At 56.7% G+C, this 17,464-nt stretch carries 13 protein-coding genes and 1 pseudogene; 8 read left to right on the top strand and 6 right to left on the bottom strand.

What is annotated here, in order from left to right; all coding sequences use genetic code 11:
• Positions 1-7: 7 nt before the first annotated feature.
• A complete protein-coding gene (mexE, locus tag ACYASS_RS00720; protein WP_243247592.1) occupies positions 8-1,249 on the bottom strand; it encodes a multidrug efflux RND transporter periplasmic adaptor subunit MexE in 1,242 nt (413 codons plus the stop codon).
• Between the two features lie 473 nt (positions 1,250-1,722).
• Positions 1,723-4,155, bottom strand: a complete 2,433-nt coding sequence (locus ACYASS_RS00715; RefSeq protein ID WP_463584665.1) for a TonB-dependent receptor plug domain-containing protein — start codon at positions 4,153-4,155, stop codon at positions 1,723-1,725.
• 538 nt (positions 4,156-4,693) lie between these two features.
• Here ACYASS_RS00715 and ACYASS_RS00710 point away from each other — a divergent pair.
• The 3 genes and pseudogenes from ACYASS_RS00710 to ACYASS_RS00700 form a co-directional block, all read left to right on the top strand.
• Positions 4,694-5,854, top strand: a pseudogene (locus tag ACYASS_RS00710) (HAMP domain-containing protein); the annotation flags it as partial.
• Positions 5,855-6,718: a methyl-accepting chemotaxis protein gene (locus ACYASS_RS00705; RefSeq protein ID WP_463584882.1), complete on the top strand. Its 864-nt coding sequence runs from the start codon at positions 5,855-5,857 to the stop codon at positions 6,716-6,718.
• 129 nt (positions 6,719-6,847) lie between these two features.
• Entirely contained in the window at positions 6,848-8,044 is a 1,197-nt protein-coding gene (locus ACYASS_RS00700; protein ID WP_463584664.1) for a GGDEF domain-containing protein, read from the top strand.
• Between the two features lie 104 nt (positions 8,045-8,148).
• Here ACYASS_RS00700 and ACYASS_RS00695 read toward each other — a convergent pair whose 3' ends face one another.
• Positions 8,149-8,742 carry a TetR/AcrR family transcriptional regulator gene (locus ACYASS_RS00695; RefSeq protein ID WP_463584663.1) on the bottom strand — a complete coding sequence of 198 codons (594 nt, stop codon included), beginning with the start codon at positions 8,740-8,742 and terminating at the stop codon, positions 8,149-8,151.
• A gap of 131 nt (positions 8,743-8,873) precedes the next feature.
• On the opposite strand from ACYASS_RS00695, the gene ACYASS_RS00690 reads away from it, so the two are divergent.
• The 3 genes from ACYASS_RS00690 to ACYASS_RS00680 all read left to right on the top strand — a co-directional run bounded on the left by ACYASS_RS00690 (position 8,874) and on the right by ACYASS_RS00680 (position 11,938).
• Positions 8,874-9,956 carry an alkene reductase gene (locus ACYASS_RS00690; RefSeq protein ID WP_463584662.1) on the top strand — a complete coding sequence of 361 codons (1,083 nt, stop codon included), beginning with the start codon at positions 8,874-8,876 and terminating at the stop codon, positions 9,954-9,956.
• Between the two features lie 51 nt (positions 9,957-10,007).
• Positions 10,008-10,796 carry an SDR family NAD(P)-dependent oxidoreductase gene (locus ACYASS_RS00685; RefSeq protein WP_463584661.1) on the top strand — a complete coding sequence of 263 codons (789 nt, stop codon included), beginning with the start codon at positions 10,008-10,010 and terminating at the stop codon, positions 10,794-10,796.
• A 140-nt stretch (positions 10,797-10,936) separates the two neighbouring features.
• Positions 10,937-11,938, top strand: a complete 1,002-nt coding sequence (locus tag ACYASS_RS00680) for an NADP-dependent oxidoreductase (protein WP_463584660.1) — start codon at positions 10,937-10,939, stop codon at positions 11,936-11,938.
• A gap of 8 nt (positions 11,939-11,946) precedes the next feature.
• Here ACYASS_RS00680 and ACYASS_RS00675 read toward each other — a convergent pair whose 3' ends face one another.
• The 3 genes from ACYASS_RS00675 to ACYASS_RS00665 all read right to left on the bottom strand — a co-directional run bounded on the left by ACYASS_RS00675 (position 11,947) and on the right by ACYASS_RS00665 (position 14,936).
• A complete protein-coding gene (locus tag ACYASS_RS00675; protein WP_463584659.1) occupies positions 11,947-13,800 on the bottom strand; it encodes an ABC transporter ATP-binding protein in 1,854 nt (617 codons plus the stop codon).
• Positions 13,801-13,878: 78 nt separating this feature from the next.
• A complete protein-coding gene (locus ACYASS_RS00670; protein ID WP_463584658.1) occupies positions 13,879-14,334 on the bottom strand; it encodes a GNAT family N-acetyltransferase in 456 nt (151 codons plus the stop codon).
• A gap of 167 nt (positions 14,335-14,501) precedes the next feature.
• Positions 14,502-14,936 carry a DUF4174 domain-containing protein gene (locus ACYASS_RS00665; protein WP_463584657.1) on the bottom strand — a complete coding sequence of 145 codons (435 nt, stop codon included), beginning with the start codon at positions 14,934-14,936 and terminating at the stop codon, positions 14,502-14,504.
• A gap of 298 nt (positions 14,937-15,234) precedes the next feature.
• On the opposite strand from ACYASS_RS00665, the gene phbB reads away from it, so the two are divergent.
• Complete coding sequence (gene phbB / locus ACYASS_RS00660; RefSeq protein ID WP_463584656.1) at positions 15,235-15,978, top strand: acetoacetyl-CoA reductase; 744 nt, start codon at positions 15,235-15,237, stop codon at positions 15,976-15,978.
• A 124-nt stretch (positions 15,979-16,102) separates the two neighbouring features.
• Positions 16,103-17,428, top strand: a complete 1,326-nt coding sequence (locus ACYASS_RS00655; RefSeq protein ID WP_463584655.1) for a CitMHS family transporter — start codon at positions 16,103-16,105, stop codon at positions 17,426-17,428.
• Positions 17,429-17,464: the final 36 nt, after the last annotated feature.

Here is a 17,464-nt window from a genome sequence, read left to right as displayed (position 1 = left end):
GTTTCCCTTAACCGCGTGGCGCGGCGATGCCGGCAACTTTTTCAGGTGCTTTAGGCTTCACTTGCGGCAAGTTGCTGGCTTCCAGAGCCTGGCGTTGTTTGAGTAGCGCGGCGAGTGTCTCGGCGCTGGCCATCGGAGTGACTTCCGGGGTAACCGGCTGGCCTGGACGCACACGTTGCAGGCCCTTGACGACGATGGTGTCGTCTTTGCTCAGGCCGCTACGCACGATGCGCAAACCTTCCACTTTTGGCCCCAGCTCAACCGGGCGGTAAGAGGGCTTGTTGTCCTTGTCCATGACCAGCACAAATTTCTTGCCCAGATCAGTGCCGACCGCTTCATCGTTGATCAGCACCGCGGAATAGGTACCGCTGCCAACCAGTTTGACCCGTGCGTACAGGCCCGGGGTGAAGCTGCCGTCGCTGTTGTCGAATACAGCGCGACCGCGAATGGTGCCGGTACGCGGGTTGACCTGGTTGTCGACGAAGTTCATCTGGCCCTGGTGTGGGTTGCCAACTTCATTGGAAAGCCCCAGGTACACCGGAGTGGTCTGGCCACGTTGGCCTTTGCGAGCCAGCTCCGTGTATTTAAGGAAGACACGCTCATCGGCGTCGAAGTAGGCGTAAACCTTGTCGGTGGAAACCACGCTGGTCAACGGCGTCACGTCGGCGGTTACGATGTTACCGGCCGTGATTTCGGCGCGGCTGACGCGACCACTGATAGGCGACGTCACGCGGGTGAAGCTCAGGTTGAGTTTTGCCAGGTCCAGCTGGGCCTGAATGGCCGCTACACCGGCACGGGCTTCTTGTGCAGTGGTGGTGCGCGAATCAGCCAGTTCAGCGGAGATAGCGTTGTTGGTCCGCAGGCGCTCACCACGCTGGGCTTCGTTTTCACTGCGGGTTGCCGTCGCGCGAACTTGCTGCAGTTGTGCTTCAAGGCGGCGCACTTCTGACTGGAACGGGCGAGGGTCGATCTGGAACAGCACGTCGCCTTTCTTGACCAGCGCGCCATCAGTGAAGGCTACGGCATCGATCTGACCGGATACGCGAGGGCGAATCTCTACGGTTTCGGGGGCTTCGAGGCGGCCGGTGAACTCATCCCACTCGTTGACGGGTTGTTCCAGAACCTTGGCAACGCTGACTTTGGCTGCCGCAGGCGCGACCGTCGCTTCAGGCGCTCCGCCGCAAGCGCTTATCACCACCAGCGCCAACGCGGCGAGTGGAAAGCGCAATTGATTGAATTTCTGAGCCATGGGAATGTCCGCCGGAATATTAAGATGGGCGGATTCTGTTCTTGAGGGTTGTATTGCACGAATCGAATGAAACAAAAGTTAATATCATTCGGAATGATATTGAGTATCTCGGCAGGCGTAACAATCCAGCGGTTCACAGCATTGCGCTGCAGGCGAGAATTTTGCAAGCCATTCACTGTAGGCGCTGAGCTTGCTCGCGATGCATGAGACGCAGCCAGTAGCCACACCGCGTAATCGTTCATCGCGAGCAAGCTCAGCTCCCACATGAGCTTGCTTTTGCGTAGGACCGGTTAAAGCGGAGCGCCGCCCGGCCGGTCCTTCGGGATTGCAGGCAAACATAGAATCCCCCATATAGCCCGGCTAGTCCGTTGGAGCGAGGCTTGCCCGCGAATCAGTCGCTGCGGTGTATCAGCTTTACCGGGAAATCGTTCTTCGCGGGCAAGCCTCGCTCCAACAAGGATGGCGGGGTCGAATCAAAAATCATAAGCCAGCTTGGTGTACCAGTAACCGCCACCCGGATAGAACGGCGGGTTGCCATACGGTGCCAGGCCGAGGTTGCTGTAAACCGCATTTTTTGATGGCCGCACGTCAAAGATGTTGGTCCCGCCGATGCTTACCGTCAGTTGATCAATAAAGGTGTAGCTGACGTCCAGATCGGTTATCCACTTGGCGCCAAAGCTACGATCGCCACTGGGATTGACGGCCAGTGTCTTGACTGCGCCGTATCGGCTGGTCTGCAGGTTTACCGCCAGGTCATCGACCTTCCAGTTGGCGCCCAGTATCCATTTGGTCTTGGGTGATGCTTCGGTCAGATCGCCTTCGCGATCACGACCTACCAGGGTGACACCGGAACTGGCCAGCGCAGCAGGCGTATCACGCACGCCTTCAATAGTGGTTTTGTTCCAGTTGAAGCCTAGGCTCCAGCGCACCTCCCCCCAGGCATCCAGCGGGGTAGTGTGGTCGGCAACGATATCCAGACCCCGCGTACGGGTGTCGAATGCGTTGGTGTAATAGTTGACCCACGTTCCACTGGGAACGCCTTGAGCGGTGAGGATGCCGTTGATCACCCCGTTGCCCTGATCATAAATGTTGCTGGTCAGTGCAATTCGATCATCAATGTCGATCAGGTAAGCATCCGCCGTAACACTGGTTCGCGGTGCCGGCTGCCAGGTCAATCCCAGCCCGAGGTTGCGCGACTTCTCCGGTTTCAGATCATCGCCGCCCAACGCTGCGGCCAGGTTGCTGCCTGACGGGGTCAGGCGGGTCACGGCCGGGACCACGTTACCGTTCACATCGACAGCGACCCGATTGTCCGCAACCGTATAGCCGATCTGGGTCAGGGAAGGGGCACGAAAGCCGGTGCCGACAGTGCCACGTACGGCAACCGTATCGGTCAGTTCGTAACGGGAGTTCACTTTCAGGCCAAAGGTATTGCCTGAATCGTCGTCGTAATGTTCAACCCGCCCCGCGACGTCGAGAAACCAGCGATCCGTCAGATCAAAGCCAAGGTCCAGGTAGCCCGCATAGTTGTTGCGAATCAGGTTGACCTCATCCTCCGGGCGAATGGTCACGGCCGCCTGAGCGCCAGAGGCGGCAGGGTAGGTGCCGGTAATATAGGCTTGCGGAGCACCCGCGAAGGTGCTGAAACGTTCCCAGCGATGTTCCAGCCCCGCTGATACTTGCACAGGTGGGGTCAGCTGAAACAGGCTGTCGTAGCGACGGGTGAAGTCCAGGTTGTTAACCCATTGCTCAAAGCGGAAAGTCGCCAGATTGTCGAATTTGGTCGGCGACGCCGTGCCCAGTGACGGATTGATATTCAAGTCGCTGGAGTGGTGAACGTTGTTCCGTCCGTAGGTGGTGCTCAGGTCCCAGTTCCAGTCGGCGGCCTCACCCTTGCCACCGAACAGAAACTGGTAATCGGTATCCTTGATGTTGTTCAACGGGTAGTAACCGTCGGGGAACACTTCGGGCACCGATGCCGTGCCGGTGGGGAGGCGAAAATAGTTAGCTGCCTCTGCGTCGCGCTCGCCATAGGTGGTGAAGGAGTACAACGTCAGATCTTCCAGCGGTAATTCGGCGTTGTAAGCGAGGTTAAAGGCCTTCAAATCCGGATCGCCGTTCTTGATGGCCACGCGGTCCCAGGACGCTTCTTTTGCCGGGTCGCTGAACGCCCGAACGCTACTGTCCGCCTTGTCGTTCCAGGAGGCTTCACCTCGTTTGCGGGCATCCGCTGAAAAGTGGAAAAAGCCTTTTTCGCCAAGGGTGAAGCCTTGGTCACCTGCAATCTTCAGGGTTTCTCCAGCGCCCGAGAATAGCTTGCCGTAGGTGCTTTCATAGTGCCCGCCGGAATCACCGGCCTTGAGAATAATGTTGATCACGCCAGCAACTGCGTCAGAACCATACTGAGCGGCAGCGCTGTCCTTGAGCACTTCGATATGGTCCACGGCGCTGACCGGGATCAGATCGATATCCACTGCGTTGGCACCGCTGTTATCGATAGAGCCTCGCTGACCCACTGCGCCATTGTGCCGCCGCTTGCCGTTGACCAGTACCAGCGTGTAAGCCGGCCCCAGACTTCGATTGCTCAGCGGCCGGGTCACCGAGTTGTAGCCCGCGATATTGGTGCCGAAATTGAAGGAGGGAAGCAGTTTGGCGATCGCTTCAGAGAGTTCTGCGCGGCCCGTTTTTAGCAGTTGATCACTGTTGATGATGTCAATAGGCGCAGGACTGTCTGCCACTGTCCGCTGTTGTCCACGTACGCCGGTGGAGATCACCGTAACGGTGCTGAGCCTCGATTCATCAGTGTCGGCCTCGACGAGGGGCGAGAATGCCCCGAGCAACAAAGCAGCGGTGAGTGTTGAAAGCGGGAACGTTTTGGCAGCGCTTGCTGCAAGCGTCTTTGTCATGTCGGGCGGTGTCCATTGAACTGGCACTGGCCCGTGGTGAGGGTGCAGATTGGTTGGTCTGATAGAGGTTGTGATGCCTGAAACGATGTCGTCTGCGCTGGATGTTATTTGCATAACAAAAGTGTTGGAAATGCTATTTTGGAATATTGATATTATTCTTTAAGGGCATTATGTGAATTATATGTATGAAATAACCTGATAATAGGCGGGGAGGTATAACGCTGGCTGTAGCGAATGCTTCGCCACGGGAAACGTGTCACCCGGCAACAGATTTCGGAGTGGCACATCGCCACTCGTCGCTAAAGCTCAATAAAAATCGAAATATTGCCGAAACAGAAAATATCCACGCAACTTTCTGCAGGCCTTACGAGTCGGAGCTTTGACTTTGATGATGTCTCATGGCCATTATCGAATGGCGCTCGTAGTGTCACGCTATCAAGTGCGTTGCAAAGGGGTCAAAGAAGTCCCTGCTTATTAGAGAAACGGATTGTTCTCACCTTCACTAAAAAATCGCCCCAATAAGGGCTGTGAGAATCCTATGAACATCCTTGCTCCTGCCGTTTACCTGTCCAGCCGTCTACGTTTTCCTGCAAAATTCGCACTGCTTGCCTTCATCGTCCTGATTGCGCTTTCACTCCTTGCTGCACGAATAGTTCACCAGATCAATGACAGCATTGAAGGGGTGCGTTCAGAGCAACTAGGCCAGCGCTACTTGATGGATGTCACGCCTGTCCTTCGCCTGTCGATGATGCAGCGTGCGCTGACCAACCGATTGTTGAGTGGTGACTCCACTGCTCAAGTTGATTTCGCTGCCAACCAGACGAAGCTTCAGGACGCTTTTTCAAAGCTTGAGTCTACTGACCGGCAATACAATGTGACGCTGGAAACCGGCGACCGCGTGCAGCGTTTGCGCTCGGGGGCTCAGCGACTCGTCGATCAGGCCAAACCTGATGCCAATCAGATGAAAGCGTTCGATGAGTGGAACGAGCAACTGACTCAGACATTGAATTTCATCTATTTCGTTTCAGCCACTTCCGGCATGGTGCTGGATGAAGATTACGCGTCGCTGTTCATGATTGACCAAAGCACGCTCAGGTTGCCTCGACAAATCAATATCGTGGGCCAGCTACGAGGCTTGGCCAGTGGGTTGCGCAATGGGCAACCATTAAGTGACAGCACTCGTTCTTCATTGCAGTCGTTGCTAAAGCAAGAAGCCCAGATACGCACAGAACTCCAACAGAGCATCGGTCTTTTGCGACGCAGGGAACCCGCTCTCGCTGACAGCATTCAACAGCCGGTAACCAACGCGCTGGCGAATCTGGACAGTTTTCGCAACGACATTGAAGCGTTGATACGCTCGACGAGCGACACCATCAGCGGCGTGCAAGACCTGCCAGCAAAAGGCAACGCTGTCGTGGCCGACTTGTATAAGGCGCAGGACATGCTTCAGGAGTCACTGTCTGAACTGCTGGAACAGCGAGTCGGCGAAAAAACAGCAGACAGAGCGTTCATACTGGGCGGCCTGGCCCTTATCGGCCTGCTGCTGATCTATTCATTCGCTGGTATTTACACCTCAATGCGGCGTGCCATCGACGGTGTGCTGAGTGCCACGCAGCTTATTGCCCAAGGCGATCTCACGGCCCGCGCGAAAGTGCAGGGTAAAGATGAGATGGCAGACATCGGTAATGGCCTCAACCATATGGCGCAATCGTTCAGCACGTCGTTGACTCAGGTTGAGCAGAGCTCGCAGTCCGTATCGGAAGCCGCTCAACGCCTGGGCTTGTCGATTGATCGCGCCAGGCAGTCAATGGGTTCCCAGCAGGGTGAGACTGAGCAAGTCGCCACGGCGATCAACGAGATGACCGCAAGCGTTGCAGACGTTGCGCAAAATACCGAGGGTGCCGCTCGAGCTGCGGAGCAAGCCAGCCAGGCTTCTAATACTGGTCTGGCGGTGATGCGCGACACCCGGTTGACAGTTGAAGAGCTGGCCAGTGAAGTTGAAGCCAGCGCTGAGAAAGTGTCTGCGCTTGCCCTGCACAGCCAGGAAATCGGCGGCGTGATCGAGGTGATCCGCAACATTGCTGATCAAACCAATCTGTTGGCGCTCAATGCTGCCATCGAAGCTGCCCGCGCTGGTGAGCAAGGCCGCGGCTTCGCAGTGGTTGCTGACGAGGTCCGGACCCTGGCATCGCGTACGCAGAATTCGACCGAAGAAATTCGTCGGATTATTCAAGAGTTGCAACTTGCAACCACGGCGGCAGTAGAGCAAATGAAAGCGGGCAGGCACAGAGCGCAGGATTGTATTGCGTCTGCTGACCTGGCTGCGGCCAGCCTTGATGAAATCAATAACGGTGTTGACCGGATTGTCGGCATGAACACCCAGATCGCCAGTGCTGCGGTGCAGCAGCATTCGGTGTCCGAAGACATCAATCGCAATGTGACTGAGATTCGTAATGGGAGCGAGGCACTCAGGGAAGAGATCGAAGATAACGCGGTCACCGCTAACGAGTTGTCGACGTTGGCTGGCGAACTACGAATGGTGGTGTCACGTTTCAAAATGTAGAACGTGATCACTGGCACTCATAACGCGTAAACGGAGCGATCGCTTTTGCCGGTCGCTGCCGTTATCTGGATAGCAAGAGGTTTCAATCGAGCTATCCCAACCGATTCCTTTTTGCCGTTGCGGTGCCGCATGCTGAATACCCTCTTGGATCGCCCCAGCTCCAAAGATCCTCAAACGCTGATCGAGGTCGAGCAGACCATCGTCTCAGGCGTGCGTGCGTTGCGCTTCAGCGACGATCTTGAACAACGCTACGAAGCAGAAACACTTGAGCAGCGGCGTCAATTCCTCACCATCGTCGGTATTGGAGGAGGGCTGGTTTATAACCTGTTCCTGATCAGCGACTGGCTGACACTGCGGGATGTATTCACCTACGTCGCACTCGGACGCTTGTGCCTGATTACCCCCCTGTTCATCGTGCTTTTGCTGCTGGTTCAGCGTCTGACGCAACGATGGTCGCTGGAAACCGCTGCAGCGACGGGTACTGTACTGGCGTCGCTTATGCCGTTGGTGGTCATGATCTACAGCGACAGCCCCTACAGGCTTCATTATCAATTGGGGATGCTGCTGCTCATGGTGTATTGCACGATGATCCAGCAGCTACCGCTGCGTTACGCTGCGCTGGCGATGAGCGTCATGTTGATCATCCAGTTGGTGACGACCTATCTTGCAAATTTTGCAGACTTCCTGATCTGGCAAGCCAATGCACTGTTGTTTGTCGCCACAGTGGCGCTGTTGTTGATGGCGTCTTATTTCCTGGAACGGGGCAGCCGCATGAGCTACCTGTTCGCGCTGAGGGGGCGTTTGTTGCAGGTGCAATTGATGGAGATGGCCCGCACTGATGCGCTCACGCAATTGTTCAACCGGCGCTATCAGGAAGAAGTCCTGATGTCCATTTGGGAACACGCCTTGCAGACGCCCACGAAAGTGGCCGCGATTCTGCTGGATATCGATCACTTCAAACTCTACAACGACAGTTATGGCCACCCGCAGGGCGATACCTGCCTGAGATTGCTGAGCGAAACTATTCAGCAGACTGCAAAAAACACAGGAGCGCTGACGTTCCGTTTTGGTGGCGAAGAGATTCTGGTGTTGATGATTAATGCGGATGCCAACAAAGCCAGTACGTTAGCCGAGGCTCTGCGGGCGGCAGTTGCCAAACTCAACGTTCCGCATCCGGTACTGGGCGAAGGTGCCAGGGTCACTATCAGCCTGGGGCTGGCGGTTGCAGTCGCGCCTCAAGTCAGTGCCGGAGCGTTGATCGGTGCTGCTGATGCCGCGCTTTATACCGCCAAGCATGCGGGTCGTGACCGTCTATGCGTAGCGTGATGGACCTCGCCAGCAGTGTTGCCCTTATGCTTTGACGCGGCGCCGTAGCGCAGCAAGTGGTTAGCTTTCGGCAGCTCCTTGCCATGCGTTTTCAACTCAAGGGTTTACATTTTCTTGTTGGGAGCGGAAGAGAGAGTCACTGACCCCAGAACAGCTTCGCGACTGGCGGCGAGAATCTCATCAGCCAGTATCGAGTCATCCGGGCATGCACGAGACAGGACGATTGCCCCGAGTGCCTGCGCCATTACGGCAAGACGCCGTTTGCGTAATTGGGCAGAGTCCATATCGTCCGGATGCCCGGCACCTTCTCGCAGCGTCGCCAGTTGGGTTTCGATTCCGGCAGCAAATGTAGCCCGAACCTCGTCCTCCTTACGCGCAGCATCTGCGCATAACGCTGCCATCGTGCAACCGGTGGAGCGGTTGTCGCGATGCTCGCGGGAAAGATAAACCTCAATGAACTCCTGCACTGACGCACCCGCCGTCAGCGCTGCAGACTGGGCGATGCCGCAGCTGGCTGACTCGGCCATCAGATCAGCCTTGGAGCGGAAATGTTTGTAGAAACCGCCCTGAGTAAAGCCAGCCGCTGCCATCAGATCAGCAATGCCAACCCCGTCATAACCGCGCTCCCGAAAAAGGGCCGATGCGGTTTCGACGATGTGTGCGCGATTCGCTTGGGCCTGTTGCCTGGTGACTTTCATCGCTTACCCAATCAAGTTTGTACCGTTATGAGTTCGACACTATACATTGATGTCGCTCGACATCAAACCGTTGACATTTTAGATTGCGACCGTAATCATTGGCTTCATCCACACATCAGAAGCCAAAACAAATGTCCGACAAAACGCTGTTCGAACCCTATCTCCTCGGCAACCTGACCCTCGCCAATCGTGTGGTCATGGCGCCATTGACCCGTAACCGTGCCGGTGCGGGCCTGGTCCCCGGCGAATTGGCTGCCACTTACTATGCCCAGCGCGCTTCGGCAGGGCTGATCATCACCGAGGCCACACAAGTTTCAGCGCAGGCTCAGGGCTATCAGGACACCCCAGGCCTTTATACGCCTGAGCAAATCGTGGGCTGGCGCAAGGTCACCGATGCCGTGCATGCCGAGGGCGGAAGGATCTTTGTGCAGCTTTGGCATGTAGGCCGCGTGTCTCATGTTGACTTGCAACCGGGTGGTGCAGCGCCGGTCGCGCCTTCAGCGCTACGGGCGCAGACCAAGGTCTTCGTTAACAATGAATTTGCTGATGTTTCCGAGCCGCGCGCGCTTCAACTCGCGGAACTGCCTGGCATCGTCAACGATTTTCGTCAGGCAGCGGCCAACGCCATTGCTGCTGGTTTTGACGGTGTGGAAATTCACGGAGCCAACGGCTATCTGTTGGAACAGTTCATCAAGGACGGTGCCAACCAGCGTAATGATGCCTACGGTGGCTCTATCGAAAATCGCTCACGCCTGTTGCTGGAAGTGGTCACGGCCGTGGTTGAAGAAATCGGGGCAGGGCGCACGGGCGTGCGTATCTCACCGGTTTCGCCCGCCAATGCAATTTCCAGCAGCGACCCGCAACCGCAGTACGAGTACATCGTCGAGCAACTCAGTGCGCTGGGCGTGGTTTTTCTGCATGTGGTGGAAGGCGCAACGGGTGGTCCGCGTGATGTGGCCGAGTTCGACTACGCGGCACTGCGCAGTCGCTTCAAGCAGACCTATCTGGCCAATAACGGCTACGACCTGAAACTTGCCACTGAGCATTTGAATGCTGACAAGGCTGACCTCGTTGCCTTTGGCCGTCCTTTCATCAGCAACCCGGATCTGGTCGAGCGATTGAAAACCGGAGCAACACTGGCGCAGCTCAACCCGGCCACGCTCTATGGCGGCGGCGCGGCAGGTTATACCGACTATCCGACCATTTCCGGCTGAAGCGCTTATCTACCACGCCTGATCGAACCCCAATTTTTGAAGGATTCCCCCATGACAAAGCTCGCTACTGTACTCATCACCGGCGCCTCTACCGGTATCGGCGCCACCTACGCCAAACGCTTCGCCAGCCGTGGTCATAATCTGGTGCTGGTGGCACGTGACAAGACCCGCCTTGACGCGCTGGCAGCGCACTTGCGCGAAGAAAACGGCGTTGCAGTTGAAGTGCTGCAAGCCGATTTGACCCGCGCTGCGGGCCTCACTGCACTTGAAGCTCGCCTGCGCGACGACGCTGATATTGGCATTCTTATTAACAACGCTGGCATGGCTCAGTCGGGCGGGTTCGTCCAGCAGGGTGCCGAGGCGATTGAGAACCTGATCACTCTTAACATCACTGCACTGACCCGATTGGCCGCCGCAATCGCCCCGCGTTTTGCACAGTCAGGTACAGGCTCCATCATCAATATCGGCTCGGTAGTAGGCTTGGCACCCGAGTTCGGCATGACGATTTATGGTGCTACCAAGGCCTTCGTGCTGTTCCTGTCCCAAGGCTTGAACCTTGAGCTCTCGCCCAAGGGCGTTTATGTGCAGGCCGTTCTGCCTGCCGCGACGCGCACTGAAATATGGGAGAGGGCCGGAATCGACGTTAATACCATTGCCGATGTGATGGAGGTTGATGAACTGGTCGATGCCGCTCTGGTCGGGTTCGACCGCCGTGAGCTCGTCACCATTCCACCGCTGCACGTCGCAGAGCGCTGGGATGCACTGGATGGAGCGCGTCAGGGCTTGTTGTCTGACATCCGCCAGGCCCATGCCGCCGAGCGCTATCAGCCGAAAGCCTGATGGTTCTGGTTTCGTGACATACAGGCTCCCTGCGAAGTTGTTTGCGGGGAGCACTCGGCAGGGGGCTTTGAAAAAACGCACACAGGGGACGCGCTTATCCTGCCGGGATTTCCCCGCACATTATTCGGAATCAGAGCACCATGAAAGCGCTTGTTTTTAAACGCTACGGCAAATCCCCTGATGTGGGCTTTGCTCAGGTTTCACTGCCAGCGTTAAAGCCCTATGAAGTGTTGGTCGAAGTGCATGCTGCCGGGATCAATCCTATCGACAACATGATTCCAACCGGCATCTTCAAGCCCGTCCTGAAGTTCCAGCTGCCCGCCGTTCTGGGCAGTGACCTGGCTGGTGTGATCACCGAGGTCGGTAGCAGCGTGACTCGCTTTAAGGTTGGGGATGCGATCTTCGCCAGCCTGTTCGACCTCGGCACCGGCTCAATCGCCGAGTTTGCGGTCGTGCGGGAAACTGCTGCTGCGTTAAAACCAGCCAACCTGGACTTTGTGCAAGCCGCGTCGATTCCGATGGTCGGGCTGACCTCGTGGCAAGCGTTCAAGGAACGTGCTGATCTTCAACCGGGCGATAAAGTGTTTATTCCGGCCGGCTCTGGAGGCATTGGCAGTTTTGCGATCCAGCTTGCGAGATATCTCGGCGCCAAAGTGGCAACCAATACCAGTACGGCCAATGTGCAACTGGTCAGCAGTTTGGGTGCAGAGACGGTGATCGATTACAAGAAGCAGGCATTCGAGACGGTGCTAAGTGACTACGACCTGGTGCTCGGAACGCTCCGGGGCGACGCGATCGAGAAGTCCGTTGACGTTCTCAAGCCTGGCGGCAAGATGGTTTCGCTGGTTGGCCCTTTGGATAAAGCGTTCGCCCGTGCACGCGGATTGAACAGCTTGCTTGGCTTTATCTTTGGGCTTATGAGCCGCAAGATCATGCGGCTCACAAGAAGCAGAGGGGTGACCTATTCCTTTCTCTTCGTTCGGCCCGACGGCGGTCAACTCGGCGAGATTGCCAAGTTGCTTGAAGTCGAACAGATTCGTCCGGTGATCGACAAGGTTTTTGCGTTCGAGCAAGCAAAAGACGCGCTCGAATACCTGGCTAAAGGGCGGGCCAGGGGCAAAGTTGTGGTCAAGATCAAATGACGGGCGCGCTATTCAATGGGCTCAACCACGCCCTGATCCTCGCCCAGAAACCCGCCGCTCTGGTGGTGCCATAGCCGTGCATAGGTACCATTCCTGACAAGCAACTCGGCGTGGGTGCCTTGCTCTATGATGCGTCCGTCATCCATGACGATGAGCCGGTCCATGGCTGCGATCGTGGACAGACGATGGGCGATGGCGATCACGGTCTTGCCCTCCATCATTTCATCAAGGCTTTCCTGGATGGCTACCTCGACCTCCGAGTCCAGCGCGCTGGTGGCCTCGTCAAGCAGCAGGATCGGGGCATTCTTGAGCATCACCCGGGCAATCGCGACGCGCTGACGCTGGCCGCCGGAAAGCTTGATGCCGCGCTCGCCCACCAGCGTGTCGTAGCCGCTATGACCTTGTTTGTCGCTGAGCTGGCTGATAAATCCATCAGCCTGGGCATTGGCCGCCGCCGTACGGATTTGCTCGTCAGTCGCATCGGGACGGCCATAGGCGATGTTGTCGCGAATGGAGCGGTGCAGCAGGGACGTGTCTTGAGTGACCATGCCGATGGCGCTGCGCAGACTGTCCTGAGTGACGTGCGCGATGTTTTGTCCGTCGATGCGAATCTCGCCTTTGTCGACGTCGTAGAAGCGCAACAGCAGGTTGATCAGTGTGGATTTACCGGCGCCGGAACGACCCACCAAGCCGATTTTTTCACCCGGACGAATAGTCAGGCTCAGGCCATCAAGCACCTGACGCTCGCCGTTGTAGTTAAAGCTGACATTATCGAAGGTGACCTCGCCACCCGTGGTCACCAGAGCGTTCGCGTCCGGCGCATCCTGTACCTTGGGACCGCGGGTCAGAGTGGCCATGCCGTCCTGTACGGTGCCGATGTTCTCGAACAGCGAGGTCATTTGCCACATGATCCAGTGCGACATGCCATTGATGCGTAGCGCCATGGCGGTAATTGCTGCAACCGCGCCGGTGCCAACCTGGCCTTGATGCCACAGCCACAGGGCATAACCGCCTGCGCCCATGATCAACGCCACTACCAATGCCTGGTTGACGATCTCGAACTGGCTGACCAGACGCATCTGGCGTAAGCCGGTCAGCTTGAAGTCCTCCATGGCGGCGCGGGCGAAGTGCGCTTCACGTTTGGAGTGTGAGAACAGCTTTACCGTGGTGATGTTGGTGTAGGCGTCCGAAATACGTCCGGTCATCGATGACCGCGCATTGGCCTGTTCCTGGCCGACCTTCCCCAGGCGGGGCACGAAATACCGCATGGCCAGACCGAACAACGCCACCCAGGCAATAAAAGGCAGCATCAGCTTCAGGTCGAAGGCACCGGCCAGTGCGATGATCGCGATGAAGTAAACCCCGATCCCCGGTGCGATCTCGATGATCGTGAATAGCACATCGCGCACAGACAGGGCAGTCTGCATCACCTTCGTGGTGACTCGCCCGGAGAACTCATCGGAAAAGAAAGACAGGCTTTGGCGCAACATCAGTCGATGGAAATCCCAGCGCAGGCGCAAGGGCAGGTTGATCGCCAATACCTGATGCTGAACCATAGTGCGCAACGCTACGAGGCCGATGCTGGTCAGCAATACGATGCCGATACCCCACAGCACGCGGCTTTCCTGTAAGGCCGCATCGCCGCCAGCCTGCCAGGTCGACAGCAGGTCCACGACCTGGCCGAGAAACGAAAAGAGCCACGCTTCGTAAATCGACACACCGGCACTGAGTAACGCAAGGGCAAGGATATAGCCGCGTGCGCCGCGTGTGCAGGCCCACAGAAAACGGACCAGGCCATCAGGCGGTGGCGGTACTTCATCGGGCGGGAAGGGGTCGAGCCATTGTTCAAACGCGCGAAGCATGGTGGTCTCCAAAACAATCCAGTGCGCAGATTCTGGCATTTAAAGGCTGAGCTGAGGGTTTTTGATCGACGACGTGGATCATCTGGCCAGAACTTTTTCCATGATGATGGTGCGCTCGGCACCGTGAAACTCGTCCCTGATTTTCTGAAAACCCAGCGAACGATAAAATCCTTCTGCAGTGATCGAGGATGGGACCCGCAACCGTTTCACTGCGTTCAGTGCAGCTGCTGCTTCGAGTGTCGATATCAGCTGAGTCCCTATGCCTTTCCCCTGATGGGCCGGGTCAACGAATACACTTCGGACAGTGTCTTGATCAAGGCTGCCCGTGGCGATGACATGGCTGTCGATGCTTGCCACATACACCTGACGGCTGGCTAGAAAGCCAAGGATCGCCGATGGTGAAAAGCTTTGCTGCACGGACTCAATGATGTCTGGCGAATAATCCTGAGCATTGGATTCGCGCAGTGTGGTCACGATAACCAGGCTTATCGCTGTGGCGTCCGCTCTCACTGCTCTTCGAATTGCATAATCCATTGCGTACTCTTTTGTGCAGGCGTTAATGGGTCGTCGGGTAAGGGTTAGCGGGGGAGTGGAAGTGATTGCTACTGGTTCTAACCGGACGCGATCGTCGCTTCAGGACGCTTGCGTTATCAATCCTGGCCCCCCAAAAAAAGAGTACGACAGGTCGAGAAAGCGCTGAGTCAGCGATTCTGCCGCATCGGCATTTTGTCGATGGTCGCGAAAACCACGCTGACATCCAGCGGCGCGTGTTGGTCAATCTTGGTGCCGCCGTCTTTACCTACCAGAAGCAGCCGGGTCGGGCCGTCGGGCTTGACGCCAAGGGTGCTCAGCAGTGCTGAGGTAGCGCGTGGATCCAGAGCCTGGTCGTTGCGTTTGCCGACGCCATCGACCACGGTGTACAGCACCATTTCCCTTTCGATAAAGGCCTCGCGGTTGGCTGGCTTCATCAGGTCCTGCTGGAACTGAAGCCAGCTTGCATCACTGGCGTGAGGCGCTACCACAATCAACGGCCGGGACTGCCAGCGCTCAGCGTCCAGGGGATTGGAGGAGTCGGCCATCACCGGGCTGCCCGCCATGACGAACAGCAAGCTCAGTGGGGTCATCAGGCTTTTCATTGGCAACTCCTTGGCATTGGCTGATGTTGAAGTGTTCGACTTCAGTACTGCCGGTCTGATCGCAATGACGGACCAAAGGTCGCCACGTCGCACAGCTGCTGGCCGATGAAACTATGTTGTAACTCCGCGAAATATTTTCCAGTGTTTGCTTAGCGCTCTGTGTCGGCACTCGAAGCACACATTCGAATTAATTGTACTGTGTCGTCTTGCAAAACAATCGTGTATGGCGTCTATTAGGCACTGTCACGACAGTTGTCTTCATAAAAACTCCCCTACAAAAACAAATGGAGTGCTTCACATGACTAAACGCGTCGCTTATGTCACCGCTGGTATGGGGGCTCTTGGGACTGCTGTCTGTCAGCGCCTGGCAAGAGATGGTTTTACCGTCGTGGTGGGCTGCGGGCCGAACTCGCCGCTTAAAAAGAATTGGCTGGACGAGCAGAAGCAACAAGGCTTCAGCTTTATCGCGTCAGAAGGCGACGTCGCCGACTGGGGATCTTGTCAGATTGCGTTCCAGAAAATCCTTAAAGATGTCGGGCCGATCGATGTGCTGATCAACAATGCCGGAACCGCTCGCAATGTGATGTTTCGCGATATGCAGCCAAGCGACTGGCAAGCGGTGATCAACACCAACCTCAATTCCCTGTTTAACGTAACCCGGCAGGTCATCGACGCTATGGTCAGTCGCGGCTGGGGCAGAGTGATCAATATCTCTTCGGTCAATGCCCAGCTAGGGCAGGTCGGTCAGGTCAACTATTCGACCGCCAAATCCGCCATTCGCGGCTTCACCCGTGCCTTGGCCAAGGAAGTGGGCTCGCGTGGTGTGACTGTGAACACCGTTTCTCCGGGGTATATCGCCACCCCCAAGCTCAAGGCAGTCACCACGGTTGATGCGATGGATCGTTTGATTCGTGAAGTTCCAACCCGACGCCTGGGCACGCCAGAGGAAATCGCTTCGATCTGCTCATGGCTGGCCTCGGAGGAATCCGGCTATGCCAATGGCGCAGATTTTTCCATCAATGGCGGCCTGCACATGAGCTGATTGCCGTTTTGGGGTAGTAAAACCGCCTGATCGGCCTGTCCACCCTGTTTCATGGCATGTAGTTCTCGAAGCGCCTCTGCGCCAAACCATAAAAACAAATGTACTTCTAGTCGAGGAAATACATATGCTGTCAATTCTCGGTTACGGCATGATCGTAACCTTCATGGCGCTGATCATGACCAAGCGCCTCTCTCCGCTGGTTGCGCTGACCATCGTTCCGATCATTTTTGCCCTTCTCGGGGGCTTCGGCTCGACGATGGATACGATGATGATCGACGGCCTGAAAAAAGTCGCGCCGACGGCCATCATGGTCATGTTCGCCATCCTGTATTTCGGGATGATGTTTGACACCGGGCTGTTCGATCCGGTAATTCGCGCCTTTTTGAAGGTCATCAAGGGCGACCCGGTCAAGGCGGTGGTCTTCACCACACTGCTGGCTGGCATGGTCTCGCTCGATGGTGATGGCTCGACCACCTACATGATCACGGTGACCGCCATGCTGCCGCTGTTCAAGCGCTTGCGTTTGAATCTGTTGGCGATGACCTGCGTCATCATCCTTGCCGCCAGCGTTACCAATCTGCTGCCGTGGGGCGGCCCGTTGGCTCGGGCGGCGGCGTCGCTACAAGTGGAAACTTCGGAACTGTTCCAGCCAATTATTCCGGCGATGATCATCGGCTTTATCGGGGTTATGTGTCTGGCCTGGTATATCGGCGTTCGCGAGAGGTCGCGTCTGGGCAAACTCAGTTTGCCAGATGATGTAGAAGGTTCAGATTTCGATGACGATGCCACTGGAATGCCTGCGATGTCTCAGGAAGACGCCGAGCTACGTCGTCCCAAGATGTTCTGGCTCAATGCGGCGCTGACCATTGCGTTAATGGCCGGGCTCGTCATGGAATGGTTACCTTTGGCCATTCTGTTCATGGTCGCGTTCTCGGTCGGGCTGGTCATTAACTACCCGCATATGGCCGACCAGCGTCGGCGCATCGCTGCCCATGCACCGACAGCGCTGAACCAGATCGCGATCTTTCTTGCTGCGGGGATTCTCGCCGGAATTCTGTCCGGTACCGGGATGGTCAACGCCATGTCGGGGAGCTTTCTGGCGATGCTGCCTGAAACCTGGGGGCCCTACATGGCACCGATTACCGCGCTGGCCAGTATCCCCGGCACGTTCTTCATGTCCAACGACGCGTTCTATTATGGTGTGCTGCCAGTGCTTGCCAAGGCAGCCGAGGCGTATGGCATCAGCCATGCCGAGATTGGCCGGGCGTCGCTGATTGGCTCTCCGGTGCATTTGCTGAGTCCGCTGGTGGCCTCCACTTATCTGCTGTGCGGGCTGGCCGGTGTCGAGTTCAGCGATCATCAGAAATACACCATGAAGTGGGCGTTCGCGCTGAGCTTCCTGATCATGGGCGCGATGGCAGCGACTGGCGCGTTCTCGATGTTCCCGTGAGCAGCTGGCGCGGGTTGTCAGGATGTCTCGGCAAAT

This window comes from Pseudomonas sp. HP_14, from assembly GCF_055283875.1.
Note: the sequence above shows the minus strand (reverse complement) of the source record. Positions and strands in the feature narration are given on the sequence as shown.

Excerpts from the sequence above, each read along its gene's own strand:
- ACYASS_RS00675 (WP_463584659.1), bottom strand. The coding sequence starts at position 13,800 with ATGCTTCGCGCGTTTGAACAATGGCTCGACCCCTTCCCGCCCGATGAA.
- ACYASS_RS00665 (WP_463584657.1), bottom strand. The coding sequence starts at position 14,936 with ATGAAAAGCCTGATGACCCCACTGAGCTTGCTGTTCGTCATGGCGGGC.
- ACYASS_RS00700 (WP_463584664.1), top strand. The coding sequence starts at position 6,848 with ATGCTGAATACCCTCTTGGATCGCCCCAGCTCCAAAGATCCTCAAACG.
- mexE (WP_243247592.1), bottom strand. The coding sequence starts at position 1,249 with ATGGCTCAGAAATTCAATCAATTGCGCTTTCCACTCGCCGCGTTGGCG.
- phbB (WP_463584656.1), top strand. The coding sequence starts at position 15,235 with ATGACTAAACGCGTCGCTTATGTCACCGCTGGTATGGGGGCTCTTGGG.
- ACYASS_RS00680 (WP_463584660.1), top strand. The coding sequence starts at position 10,937 with ATGAAAGCGCTTGTTTTTAAACGCTACGGCAAATCCCCTGATGTGGGC.
- ACYASS_RS00685 (WP_463584661.1), top strand. The coding sequence starts at position 10,008 with ATGACAAAGCTCGCTACTGTACTCATCACCGGCGCCTCTACCGGTATC.
- ACYASS_RS00690 (WP_463584662.1), top strand. The coding sequence starts at position 8,874 with ATGTCCGACAAAACGCTGTTCGAACCCTATCTCCTCGGCAACCTGACC.
- ACYASS_RS00655 (WP_463584655.1), top strand. The coding sequence starts at position 16,103 with ATGCTGTCAATTCTCGGTTACGGCATGATCGTAACCTTCATGGCGCTG.
- ACYASS_RS00670 (WP_463584658.1), bottom strand. The coding sequence starts at position 14,334 with ATGGATTATGCAATTCGAAGAGCAGTGAGAGCGGACGCCACAGCGATA.
- ACYASS_RS00705 (WP_463584882.1), top strand. The coding sequence starts at position 5,855 with ATGGCGCAATCGTTCAGCACGTCGTTGACTCAGGTTGAGCAGAGCTCG.
- ACYASS_RS00715 (WP_463584665.1), bottom strand. The coding sequence starts at position 4,155 with ATGACAAAGACGCTTGCAGCAAGCGCTGCCAAAACGTTCCCGCTTTCA.
- ACYASS_RS00695 (WP_463584663.1), bottom strand. The coding sequence starts at position 8,742 with ATGAAAGTCACCAGGCAACAGGCCCAAGCGAATCGCGCACACATCGTC.